The sequence below is a fragment of the Bacillus sp. FJAT-27445 genome (assembly GCF_001510665.1).
Lineage (GTDB): Bacteria > Bacillota > Bacilli > Bacillales > Cytobacillaceae > Bacillus_D.
In genome coordinates this window covers 83,423-95,381 of record NZ_LMTI01000006.1, presented here as the reverse complement: position 1 = coordinate 95,381, position 11,959 = coordinate 83,423, and the positions used below count along the sequence as shown (strand labels likewise).

General features: G+C 36.3%; 10 protein-coding genes. 1 reads left to right on the top strand and 9 read right to left on the bottom strand.

Features of this window, described 5'->3' with window-relative positions; genetic code table 11:
• Positions 1 to 5 precede the first annotated feature (5 nt).
• The 8 genes from AR337_RS17945 to AR337_RS17910 all read right to left on the bottom strand — a co-directional run bounded on the left by AR337_RS17945 (position 6) and on the right by AR337_RS17910 (position 8,184).
• Entirely contained in the window at positions 6 to 1,022 is a 1,017-nt protein-coding gene (locus AR337_RS17945; RefSeq protein ID WP_059173412.1) for a glycosyltransferase family 2 protein, read from the bottom strand.
• Positions 1,012 to 2,421, bottom strand: coding sequence for an O-antigen ligase (locus AR337_RS17940; RefSeq protein ID WP_059173411.1), 1,410 nt, complete (start codon positions 2,419 to 2,421; stop codon positions 1,012 to 1,014). Before AR337_RS17940 ends, AR337_RS17945 begins: the two co-directional genes overlap by 11 nt.
• Before the next feature lie 62 nt (positions 2,422 to 2,483).
• The gene (locus AR337_RS17935) at positions 2,484 to 3,479 is read right to left on the bottom strand and encodes a glycosyltransferase (RefSeq protein WP_059173410.1); all 996 of its coding nucleotides are present in this window, start codon (positions 3,477 to 3,479) and stop codon (positions 2,484 to 2,486) included.
• Between the two features lie 10 nt (positions 3,480 to 3,489).
• Positions 3,490 to 4,728: a glycosyltransferase gene (locus AR337_RS17930; RefSeq protein ID WP_059173409.1), complete on the bottom strand. Its 1,239-nt coding sequence runs from the start codon at positions 4,726 to 4,728 to the stop codon at positions 3,490 to 3,492.
• A gap of 137 nt (positions 4,729 to 4,865) precedes the next feature.
• Positions 4,866 to 5,504 (bottom strand): sugar transferase, encoded by a 639-nt coding sequence (locus AR337_RS17925; protein ID WP_059173691.1) that lies wholly within the window; start codon positions 5,502 to 5,504, stop codon positions 4,866 to 4,868.
• 375 nt (positions 5,505 to 5,879) lie between these two features.
• Positions 5,880 to 6,644 carry a tyrosine-protein phosphatase gene (locus AR337_RS17920; RefSeq protein ID WP_059173408.1) on the bottom strand — a complete coding sequence of 255 codons (765 nt, stop codon included), beginning with the start codon at positions 6,642 to 6,644 and terminating at the stop codon, positions 5,880 to 5,882.
• 107 nt (positions 6,645 to 6,751) lie between these two features.
• Positions 6,752 to 7,426, bottom strand: a complete 675-nt coding sequence (locus AR337_RS17915) for a CpsD/CapB family tyrosine-protein kinase (RefSeq protein ID WP_059173690.1) — start codon at positions 7,424 to 7,426, stop codon at positions 6,752 to 6,754.
• Between the two features lie 38 nt (positions 7,427 to 7,464).
• Positions 7,465 to 8,184, bottom strand: coding sequence for a YveK family protein (locus tag AR337_RS17910; RefSeq protein ID WP_059173407.1), 720 nt, complete (start codon positions 8,182 to 8,184; stop codon positions 7,465 to 7,467).
• Between the two features lie 208 nt (positions 8,185 to 8,392).
• Between AR337_RS17910 and AR337_RS17905 the strand changes: the two genes are divergently transcribed.
• The gene (locus AR337_RS17905) at positions 8,393 to 9,187 is read left to right on the top strand and encodes an SGNH/GDSL hydrolase family protein (protein ID WP_059173406.1); all 795 of its coding nucleotides are present in this window, start codon (positions 8,393 to 8,395) and stop codon (positions 9,185 to 9,187) included.
• Positions 9,188 to 10,177: 990 nt separating this feature from the next.
• On the opposite strand, the gene AR337_RS17900 is transcribed toward AR337_RS17905, so the two are convergent.
• Positions 10,178 to 11,821 carry a glycoside hydrolase family 26 protein gene (locus AR337_RS17900; protein WP_059173405.1) on the bottom strand — a complete coding sequence of 548 codons (1,644 nt, stop codon included), beginning with the start codon at positions 11,819 to 11,821 and terminating at the stop codon, positions 10,178 to 10,180.
• Positions 11,822 to 11,959: the final 138 nt, after the last annotated feature.

The window sequence follows — 11,959 nt, the reverse complement described above, 5'->3', positions numbered from 1 at the left end:
TCACCTTAATCTTCTTTAAAATCAAGTAGACTATAACCATTCTTCATTTTAAAAATCCGTTCAACGTCTTTTTTTAATATGGCGGCTATAATACCTATTATTCCTTTTAAAAAGGTCCTTGGAGAATTTAATAATTTTGTAAAACTTTTTCTTGCGGAATCCCAATCACCTTTTAACAATTCCATTCTTCCCTTTTCAATATAAGCTCTATTAATCCCTTTCTTCCAGGATTTTTCAATATCATTCCAATTACTGTTCTTGAATAAGGAAAGTTCTTTATTTAAATCAAAAAATTCTTTTCCATAACGTCTTACTCCTTCGTAAATAAATAAGCGTTTTGTACTTGTAATAGAAGTAATACGCCTTCTCCAAAAACCAACTACGCCCTCTGCATAATGAAACTTTCCTTTTAAACCCAAATGCAAAAATGTTGAGTAATCGACGAGTGGGGCATAAGTACACTGAAGGAAACCACCTATTTCCAGTAATGTTTCCTTTCGAATAACAACTGTTACGGGATAAGTAAATGTTGCACCTTCGCCTCTTAACATAAACAAAGAGGCTGTTCCTACAGGGGTATTGTGACGAATGTTTTCTGGTAAATGGCCTAATCTGTGTGGCAGTTCTAATTTTCCTTTTATATCAGTAATAATATAATCACCATAACTTAAGACAATTTCGTTATTTTGAAAAGCTGGAACCTGCTTCTCAAGTTTTTCTTTTGGCCAATAATCATCTCCTTCAAGAATGGCAATTAATTCTCCGCTAGCACAATTTAAGGCTTTATTATAATTTTCAGCTAAGAAATTTGGACCTTTATTATCTTGATAAATATATTTTATTCTAGGATCATACAAATATTGTTCAATTACACCCTTAGTATTATCTGTAGAACCATCATCTATAATAATCATTTCCCAATAAATATAAGTTTGATTTATTACGCTTTTAATACAATCACCAATAAGCTTTTCTTGATTATACGTAGGGGTTATTATACTGACTTTAGGGTTATACAACATTAACAACCTTCCTTTTATTTTTTTTGAATTCACTATTATTAATACTCAATGCCAATATTACAAAAAACCAAATCCTTAATCCCGGAAAATTAAAAGTATCAAATGATATTCCATTCATTAAAAATGCTATTAAAACACAGAACAGGGTCCAACTGTATTCTTCATCTTCCTCGTTATAACGCCATAAAGCTTTTATGGCGTTAATACAAATTGCAACAAAAAACATAAGACTAAATATCCCTAATTCAACCAGTATTAGTAAATAAGTATTATCTGGTACTGGAAAAAAGACATCCCCAGGTTGTTTATGATCTTCATAGGCATGCGCATATTGACCTAATCCATATCCTAATATAGGTCTATCAACCATTGCACTTAAAGATGTACTATAGGCATACAAACGATGTAAGTACGAGCCCGATGTTAGGATATTTTGAATACTCACCCGTTCTAAAGCCTTATCAACTATGTCGACAGGAACATAAGAAAAAACAAATATAAAAAGACAAAGGATTCCTATTAAAATTTTTTTATTTTTATTAATAAAAAAAACACATATAATAAATATGGCCACAAATAAAGAAAATCTTGAATAGGTTAAAAATATGGCCAGTAGGTTAATTAATAAAACCAAAACATATAAACACCTGTTAAAGTTTCGTTTCGTTTTTATTAATTTATGCAAAATAAAAGGAATATATATTACTAAAAACAAGCCTAGTACTACTGGATGACCCATAAATGAAGAAATTCTGTAACTTTCTGAAAGACCAGGTGTATACAATGTATCAAAATAATTCATATCTATCAGGTAATTGTGGAATAAAGGATTTTCTGTAATAACATATTCTGCAATTCCATAACTGGAAACTACTAAACTTATCCATATGGTTGAATTTGCAATAATCGGTAAATCCTTCCTAACATTAATTAGTATTCTTATTCCAAAATACACTGTAATCATTTCCAAAATCCAATTTATAGCTAATTCTATGGAGTTTATAGTATCTACACTAAACAAAGCATTTAATGAAAGCAGAAATATAAAAATAATCATATAAAGATCTACTTTGTTTTTGAGTAAAATCCCTACATTTTTTTTCTTAATTAGAAATATAAAGATTATTGGAACTAATAATAGCGGTAAATAATTTAATCTAATATTATTTGTTACGGAAACAGTATAAGAATCATATATATATCCTGGAATCAAGTTGATTGAGAATAAAAACATTACAAATCCGACAACAGGATATCTAAATATAACAATAAAGCTAATAAAAATAGCTGCCAATAAAATAGAAATAAAATTATTTATTGACAAGATTCCACCAATAAAACCTAAAAAAACAGCTATTAAAAAAAGTATGTTTTTATTTAAATAAAATTTATTAACCATTTTTCAAGGATCCCCTTGTTATTAAAAAGTCTGTATATGTTCTGTGTATTTCTAATTCATCATCAAATTTTGCCTAAAAAACCTTTTTCTCCATCACTTATTGCTCTTTTAATTAGGAGATATCTTTTTTTATTTAGAGTTAATAAACAAATAAAACATAAAATTATCAAAAGAGTGAATTTATTCAAATTATAAATTATACCGTTATTTACCAGGTCTTTTTTCTCAAAAAATATTCTGTTTCTAAAGTTATAATAAATTTTATTATCTGAGGGATTGAATAATAATGAAAGTAAAAAATTACCCCTTTTTTCCAGATACCAAGATTTATCAATATCTTCAATTGTACTGTTTGATACTAAATATAAGTTGCCACCAAATTTATTAATACGATAAGTAAACTCGTAATCATCACCGTAAAGGTAAAAGTCCTCATTAGGTAATCCAATTTTATTGATTAATCTCTTTTCAAAAAACAAGCCACCATAAGGAGCATAAGGGACATCAATAATAGGAGTAGGACATTTTACTGGTTGTTTAGATTTAAGTTTAATAATTTTCCTTAAAGTTTTTTTAAATATATCTGTTATATGAAAGCCATAAAAGCTATTTTTTCTAGGAAAAATGTTTGCAGTATTACCTTTTTCCGCTGCACTCTTATAATCTTTTCGATCTTCTCTTAGAGAAGCAAGTGCAAATATATTATGATTTTTCTTTAGAGTTAAGTAATTGTTAATTAATACTTCAAGTGTATTTTCATGAGGCATATTATCATCATCTAATAGCCAGACTAACTCACACTCTTTAACCATAATGGCTTCTTCAATACCCTTTTTAAAACCATATGCAGAACCTTTGTTTTCACCCAGCTCCAAAACCAATACCTTTTTATAACCTTTTAATTCGCAAGCTTTTTTTATATCAGTTTTTGAACCATTATCAACAACAACAACCTTTTTCACCATATTATTATTTTGTAATTTTTTTAATATTTTGTCCAACAACCCCCATCTTTCCCCATAAGTTACTGTAACTACACAAACAGAATTATTATTCATATTTATCTTCCTAACGTATTTTGTTAAACTGTTCCAATATTAACATCATTTTTTCCACCCTATCCTGCCAGTCGTGCATTTTAATTACTCGGTGTATATTTTTTTTCGAAGTATTACTTAAAGGCTTCTCTAAGCAATTTTTTATTGTCCTTGAAAACTCTGCAGGATTTTTTGCAATATAAATCACATCTTTAAACTCCTCACTAGGAGGAACTGGGGTAGTAATTACTTGGTTACCTGAAGCGAGATATTCATATAATTTTAAGGGGTTCATAGATTTTGTAAATTTATTTACTTTATGAGGAATTATAGAGATATCAAAAAACTGGAGATAACTTTTTATTTCTTCATGCCTTTTGGGACCTAGGAAATAGACATTTGTAAAGCGCTTTAAACCTTTAAAGTATTTAGGAGACAATATTGGTCCTACAAATACGAAATTACAGTTTGGAAAATCATTTATAATTTTTTCTAAAATAGTTAAATCCAAACGCTCTTGTAACAACCCAACATAACCTATAATAGGTGAGTTATTGTCTGGTAGGTCAAAAGGTTTATTTTCACATTTTTGGCTATACATACTTAGATCTATACCATTAGGAATATGATAGGTACTATTTTTCCTTTCAAGAAATAGTGTTTCTTTTAATTCACTTGAAACAGTAAAAATAATGTCAGCTCTTTTGTTCACCATATCATAACATTGATTTAAAAAAGACGTCTCTTCTGACTTTTGGTCATGTTCTAATAAATTATCAATAGCATCGAACACTAATAAATCCTTTTTAAATGTTGAAGCTGTATAGATTCTTGTTAAATCTACATTCCAAACCCAATAATTATGAATATTTATTTTTACTAATGCTTCTTTAATTTGTTTATGAAGAATCTTTTGGAAAAAGGGAAACCTTTCTAGTTTATTCCCTTTTGGATTAGGTAAATGAAAATTCATCTCTAAAACGTATAACTTATTGTCCATTCTTTTTAACTTCGAGAAGAATGAAGAGCTTATTACTTCCTCTGTATAATAATATTCCTTCTTATTTCCATAAAAATATCTATTCTTATCTTTTAAATTAAATATATATTCACCAATCTTTGGTATTCCAGACCGATTGACACATAATATTTTATCTACTTCTGGTCGATCCATGAGAGTTTTTAAGATATTTGCTTCACGCGTTCTAAATCCCTCTCTTTTAATACTGTTCCAGTCTCGCCAAGGAAAAAAGAGAATATTATACCCCATTTCGTTTCCTCCTTTAATTAACTTCACGGGATTAATTTAAAATACCTATCTAGTAATTTATACCCTTATGTATTATTAGATGGAGGGGTATATTAAAAAACTATAAACGTTATTTTTAAATTAAATAAGCTAAAACGTTAAAAAGTATTTTTTGTGTTTAATAAGGAACCCATTGTCTTTATTATTATTTTCAAATCAAAAAGAGTGTTGCGTTTTTTTATATAAAATAAATCCAGTTCAACCATCTGATCAAAATTAAGGGAATTTCTTCCACTTATCTGCCAAAGACCTGTACAACCTGGTATTACCATCAATCTTTGCATATGATATTCTGCGTATTGGGCTACTTCCCTTGGTAGTGGGGGTCTAGGCCCAACCAAACTCATTTCCCCCTTTAGTACATTTAAAAGTTGAGGAAGTTCGTCAATACTTGTCTTTCGAATAAACCTTCCAACCTTCGTAATACGAGGATCATTTTTCATTTTAAACATAGCTCCGCTAATTTCATTGTATTTCATAAGCCCCTCTAACTTTTCTTCAGCATTTGAACACATTGAACGGAATTTATACATATTAAATTCCGTTCCATGTAACCCCACTCGTCTTTGGATAAAGAAAACCTTACCTTTAGGATCTTCCACTTTAATTAAAATAGCTACTGCCAGAAGTACGATGCTGAGTAGTGAAAGGCCAACAATAGCGCCAGTTACATCTATCATTCTTTTTAATATTTTATAGAGTGTTCCATTATTAATTTCAATTTTTGAACCCTTCATTTGTTCAAAATAAATTGAATTTGATTTAGCCGTATTATCCAACCCGCTACCCTTCTTTCATTCTTTATAAGTCAAATTCTGTCATACTATAGTAAAGATAAAATTACATTTTCTTGTTATTGCATTTTTAATATACAAATAAAAAAATAAATACCTAATGAAAAAATAGTAATTTTCATAACACTATTCTTTCATTAGATATCTACCGATAAATAAAAATAGTTGGGCATCTAACCCGTCCTCACACCATGCATTCGACGACGGGCGTCTAAGGAGGAAAGCCTCCCACTGCATAATCGAGTGCCTCCGAGGATAACGGGCAGGAGGCATCACCGTTCAGCAAATACTGAAAGTTACGTAGATTCTGGATGTCGATTAAAAAATGCCGAATATCTTCTTTTTCTTGATTGGCTCGGGAATTTCTTTGTAAATGTTTTTATCAAGCAGGAGCAATTCAGCGTTTTCCTTAAACATATAGGACAGTTCTTTCCCATACCTGTTTTCTGCCACCTCATAAGCTTCCTGCATTTTGAAGCCACGGGAATGGGTATTGTGTGCATCCGATGCAATGAAATGGGTCAGATTCGACTCAATTAATTGGAAGGAGAAATTCTTGATCTTTTTCCCAAAGTACCCACAAACGGATGAAGCCGTAATCTGCGTTAGCACTCCGTTTTTCACAAGAGTATACAGAATTCCCGGGCGCTCGATGATTTCGTGGTTCCGTTCAGGGTGCACAATGATCGGGGTCAGGCCTCCCATTTGCAGGTTGTACACGAGTTTTTCCGTGTATCTTGGGACTTGATCCGAAGGGAGTTCTAAGAACAGATAGTGCGTTTCTGCTAGAGTTAGAATCTCATTTTTTTCATAGTCCTCAACAAGCTCCCCATACACCCTGACTTCCTGGCCGGGCAGGACGGTTAGTGGTATCTGAGCCATCTGCAGATGATTGTTCAAATCACTTACCTGTTCAAGAATGGATTGCTTTGGATTTGTATAGCGATTGTTCTTATGGTGAGGTGTTGCAACGATTGTCTTTATTCCTTCACTGACTGCAGTTCGCGCCATTTCCAGGCTTTCCCTTATCGACTTCGCTCCGTCGTCAACCCCAGGCAGAATATGACAATGAATGTCAATCATTGAAAACACCTCCCGTTTTATTTTCCAATTATGTTACAAAAATACCTATATTTTCATAGTACTTGCAAATATTAACATAGTAAAGGGGTGGAATTTGTCGAAACCTGTCATTTCGCTCCGTAATAATAATATTGGTTTTTCGAATCTAATTTTTTGTTGTTTAAAACCACTCCAAGCAAGTTTGCCTTGGCTGCTAACAACAGTTCTTTTGATTTTGTAGCTTTCTCTATTTCAGTCTTTTCGCTGTTAACCACCAAAATGGTCCCATCGCATTGGTTCGACAAGATTTGCGCATCTGTCACAGCCAGGACAGGTGGAGTATCGAATAAGACCATATCGAACTCTTCCTTGGCTTTTTCCAAAAAGGCTTTCATAGCTTTAGACCCTAGTAGCTCTGACGGGTTTGGGGGAATTGGTCCACTTGTTAAAATGTATAGATTTTCAATATCGGATGGCCTCAATGCCTTGTTCAGGTTTTCCTGTCCGCTTAGCACTGAGGTCAATCCGACTGTATTTGAGACGTTAAACGTATAGTGCATTGTCGGCTTACGCATATCCGCATCGATTAAGAGCACTTGTTTTCCTTGCTGGGCAAATGTCACCGCCAAATTCGCAATCGTTGTTGATTTTCCTTCCCCAGGCGCGGAAGAAGTCACCATCAAGGTATGGATTTGCTGGTCCACCGAGGAAAATTGGATATTCGTCCTGATTGTCCGGTACTGTTCAGAAATTGGCGATTTGGGATCGAACTTCGTAACAAGCTTTCTTTTATTCTCAAACATTGATTTTTTATTTTTTTTCGTAAACACTAGTCAGCACCTCAAGCCCGTAATTTTCGTTCTGTTCGACTATCTAGATCCCTTGTATCGCCCATGACGGCGACTGCCCCTAATACAGGCATTTCCAGGACTTTTTCAACATCCTGTTCTGATTTAATTGTGTTATCAAAGTACTCCAGCAAGAATGCCAAGCCTATACCAAGCATGAGCCCGACAATCAGTGCGATTGCTACATTCAGCAAAGGTTTTGGTTTTACAGGAGCCTGCCCGTCCGTTACCGTCGCGGGTGACAGGATGGTGACGTTGTCGACATTCATGATTGAAATGATTTGTTCCTGGAATACCATAGCGATTGTGTTTGCTATTTTCGCGGCTGTCTTTGGATTTTCATCCTGGACTGTAATATTGACAATCTGTGACTGCTTTTCACTCGCAACACTGATTTTGGAACTCAACTGGCCCGTCGTGTATTCCCCATTAAGCTCCTTCACAACCAAGTCAAGGATCGCAGGAGTTGTAATGATCACATTGTACGTATTGATCAGCTGCAAATTAGTTTGAATTTCGTTGTAATTGTACATATTCTGTTCGGTTTTGGCCTGATTGACTAGAATCTGCGTCGATGCCTGATAAATTGGCGTCAAAACAAAATAGCTCACAAGCGCGCTGATGAATACTGCCGCAAATGTGATGCCTAGGATCAGCCTTATGCGTTTTTTCAATGTCTCCATTAATTCTCTTAAACTGATTGTTTCTTCCATCTTGCTCCCCCAGCTCGAAATTTTTTGTTGTAAAATTTATCATTTCTTGTCATACTTTAATATAAATTGGCAGAATTTATCTTTCCATACTATGTTAATTTAACAATTATTTAAGAAAAAAGAAAGATATTTTTAAAATTGGTAAATTTTCCATAGGTTTAAGCGGCCTAAAAGAGGGTAAACAAATAGATTTTAGCGGGGGAAGTTTATGAAAAATTTCTTGGTTACACTTTTAGCTATCGCCTGCTTTGCTATTTTAATAGCAGGGAATGTTCGTTGGAATAGTTTAGGGACAGAGGATGAGAGTAATAACAATGTCGTCGCCGTAAAGCCTCCTAAAAATACCGCTGCTTCCAAACAGCCTGAATCTGCTGTATGGGAGTTTGAAAAAGCTACTATCAACTGGCCGGCGGAAAGCAGGGAAAGCTTTAGAAATGCGATGGAAGACAAAAGGCCATTCAAAATCGTGCTGGCCGGATCAGATGCATTGGGTAAAGATCCGAATGGATGGGCATTTTTGCTTAAAAACGAATTGCTCAGCACTTTTGGTGAGAAAAATCTTGAAGTAACAGTAATTGAAAATAATACGAGCACGAGGAAGGCGCTAGCAGCCGATTGGCAGAGTGAGCTAAGCAGCGCTGCGCCTGACATGGTCGTTCTGGAGCCGCTTCTACTGAATGACAATGGCGAAGTTTTTATTGAGGAATCGCTAACCAATATTACGAAGATTATAGAGGATGTAAAGGCGGAAAATCCTGATACAGCGTTCATCCTGCAGCCGGGGAACCCAATATTTAAACCAAAATACTATCTCACCCAGGTTGAAACACTGAAAAGCTTTGCTGAAGAAAAAGGGTGGGATTACCTAAACCACTGGGAAGAATGGCCGGATCCAAACAGCGAAGAAATTAAAACGTACATTGACCAGCGGACAAGCCTACCCACTGCAGCAGGGCATACACTTTGGGGCGAGTATTTGATTGATTATTTTACGGGGAAGTAACGTATATATGAAAGGAGCAGTCGGTGATAATCCGACTGCTCCTTTTCATTTAGACTATCCAATAAATGATGAAAATGACGATTAACCATAGTGGTATGGAGAATAAAATTCCAAAAAAACATCCTTTTGCAAAAGAAGGGTTCTCCATTGAGACCACCGACCTTATATGTTTTCGTTTAGTATAAAGGACCACAAATGAAAAGCTTGTCCAATCAAGGTGTCGAATTTTCCGTCAATTTGAATGCTATTTGGTTTTCCTCTTCCTTATTCAGGACTTGTTAAATCTATATTCACATTTATATTTTATTTTTATGTTCAGCCTTTTGGTAAGTACAGTAAGTTCTGTCGGTTGTCTAACAATAGGGGTATTTTACCAGGGGATTACTAGCAAATACTACCTTTCAGGAACCATTTTTGTTAATTTTTTGAACTGATTTCAGGGTTTATAACCGGATAATTGATGGCTGGGTATTGGCCAGCGGATCAAATCCACTTTAATGAGGGTGCTTTTGTTCTATATTTTGAACAACAGGCGGAGTTTTCGGTCTAACACTCGCAGGATTCGGTCGAACAGTACAAGGATTCGGTCCAACGGTATTTTATTCGGGTGTAACCGAGAGGTTTCCGGTTTAACTGGATTCGGTAAATTTTCTGACGGATAAAAGCCCATTGGCCCAGCAGGCTAGGCAATCACCTTGCTGGCAGTTTCGAAAGCTATGCTTCGCAGCAAAAGCCAGACAGCGTATCAGCGGTAGTTTGATTTTTATCAGCGGATAAATGCCGTTTATCGGTCTCCATGCACGGTAGAGACAGCCATTGTTCTTCTGTCCGCTGTTTTTCCTTGGCTGTTAGTTCTAGTTCATAACAAGTTTGCGATATTCAAAAACCCCACTTTTACAGGACTGGCAAAGTGGAGTTTTTGAACAGAAGGCTATGTTAAAGGATTGGGTTGCGGAAAAAAGCCAGAAAGAAAAAGAAGTGGTTCGTTATCTATTGTTCCTTATAATTCAACCCCTTCACAACCGCCGGCTGCGCCATCCCATTTTTAAACGCTTCAGCACTTGCAGGTGTGGTGCGGATTCGGAAATCAAATTCGCCATGTGCCTGGTCGAACCAGACTGCTATTTTGATATTCGGATAGGAGCGTGGGATTGCCTCGAATGCGGATTTGATCCATTCGGCTCTGTTGCCGCCTGTTTCGACGGCTCCGAACTCACCTATCATCAGCGGCTTTCCATAATAAGAACGAGAATATTCCCAGTACAGGTCATCGTATAGCGTCTTTACGCTCTGGTAATTGTTCCACTGGGTTTTACCGAAGTTATACGATGTCATGCCGACGAAATCGACAAAGTTGTCGCCGGGGTAATACATGTGCGCCTCGTTCCATTCGAAATACGGGGATGAGACATGGTTCGGGTTCCAGACGAAGTAGGCATTGTTTGTACCGTTCTTTTTAAACAACTCAACAATATGCCTGAATGTCAGCTTATACAAGTCCGGGTCATTGTAGGTGTTTTTGTGGGACCAATCCGTCCAGCTGCCATTCATTTCATTGCCTACCCTGAAAAGGACAGGGCCATGGAGCTTCTTAACTGCCTTGGCCCAAGTGAGCAGATTTTGATCAAAAGAGCCATTCAGTATACCTTCAGTGACATCCGCGTTTGCCTTTGAATTTGCTTTTTCATATAAAAGGGTGACAATCGGCAGCCGGTCATTCTGCAACAGCTCTTCCGTGTATTCATCGTAACCGCTGTCAATCGGCTTATAAAACATTTGCGCCCCCAATGGGTTTTGCAGGTAGCCATTTAACCCGTCGATATCCCTCGTTTTCGGCAAGTATGCGCCCATGACGAAGTGATTCTTCGGGATGATGAGCGAATCCTTTTTATGCTTCAGGCGAATCTCCGGATTGGGTGGATTCGCTTTGATTGCCGTGTTCAGGTCCATCTGGATAGGAGAATAGATTTTCAGGGTGGAGGCGACTTCTTTCAGCTGCGTCTTCATCGCCTCGAAATTTTGCTGGTCTGTTTTTAACTGAAAGGTAAACACGCGGTTCCCTCTAGTTAAAAACAAATAGCTGTACTGATTCATGTCATGGTCGATTCCGGTGATGATCGGCCTTGAGTAATCGATTTGCCGTGCCGCAAAGCCTTGCTGCCACCAACTTCGGTCGGCGGTGATGTTCGGCTTTAGCGTTTCAATTGTTTTTGCAATATACCCTTGCGGCGAGGTCCAGGCTTTGTCGACATTTTGCACGGTCAGGTCAATCCGGAAATCCTTTGTGAACAGCCTTGTAAAATGGGGAGCCTGCCTCCGGTCGACTTCCCATTCTTTCGGGAAATTGAACTGGTAGCCGTTCCAATTGTTTTTATAGGTGGCGGTTGTTTCGTTCACAGCTAGACCGCTTACATTATCCGGATAGAGCGTTTTGCTTTTCTGTTCATTTTTCCAAAGGACATAAAAATCCCCTCCGGTAAACTCCTCCACATACGGCTTCTCTTTCTTCGGTTGGCCGGCAGCTGGCTTTGTTTCTACCTGGACGTGCCTGTCTTTATCCGGTTGCGAATCGAACCAGTACGCACCCCCGCCAAGCACAGAGAGACTTAAAAGGATAATAAGTAGTTTCTTCATTAAATTATGCTCTCCCCATAGAAGCAAGATTGTTTCTCTCTAGTAGCGCTTTATTTATTTCATACGACTGTTGATTTGGAGCGGTAGGCGCTAGTTCCCAGCCAGATTCGGTTAGGGCACTTATGGCACCGTGGCTCC

What these genes read in the sequence shown, in the direction of transcription:
- AR337_RS17945 (WP_059173412.1), bottom strand. Translation starts at nt 1,022, where the DNA reads ATGTTGTATAACCCTAAAGTCAGTATAATAACCCCTACGTATAATCAA.
- AR337_RS17940 (WP_059173411.1), bottom strand. Translation starts at nt 2,421, where the DNA reads ATGGTTAATAAATTTTATTTAAATAAAAACATACTTTTTTTAATAGCT.
- AR337_RS17935 (WP_059173410.1), bottom strand. Translation starts at nt 3,479, where the DNA reads ATGAATAATAATTCTGTTTGTGTAGTTACAGTAACTTATGGGGAAAGA.
- AR337_RS17930 (WP_059173409.1), bottom strand. Translation starts at nt 4,728, where the DNA reads ATGGGGTATAATATTCTCTTTTTTCCTTGGCGAGACTGGAACAGTATT.
- AR337_RS17925 (WP_059173691.1), bottom strand. Translation starts at nt 5,504, where the DNA reads ATGAAGGGTTCAAAAATTGAAATTAATAATGGAACACTCTATAAAATA.
- AR337_RS17920 (WP_059173408.1), bottom strand. Translation starts at nt 6,644, where the DNA reads ATGATTGACATTCATTGTCATATTCTGCCTGGGGTTGACGACGGAGCG.
- AR337_RS17915 (WP_059173690.1), bottom strand. Translation starts at nt 7,426, where the DNA reads ATGTTTGAGAATAAAAGAAAGCTTGTTACGAAGTTCGATCCCAAATCG.
- AR337_RS17910 (WP_059173407.1), bottom strand. Translation starts at nt 8,184, where the DNA reads ATGGAAGAAACAATCAGTTTAAGAGAATTAATGGAGACATTGAAAAAA.
- AR337_RS17905 (WP_059173406.1), top strand. Translation starts at nt 8,393, where the DNA reads ATGAAAAATTTCTTGGTTACACTTTTAGCTATCGCCTGCTTTGCTATT.
- AR337_RS17900 (WP_059173405.1), bottom strand. Translation starts at nt 11,821, where the DNA reads ATGAAGAAACTACTTATTATCCTTTTAAGTCTCTCTGTGCTTGGCGGG.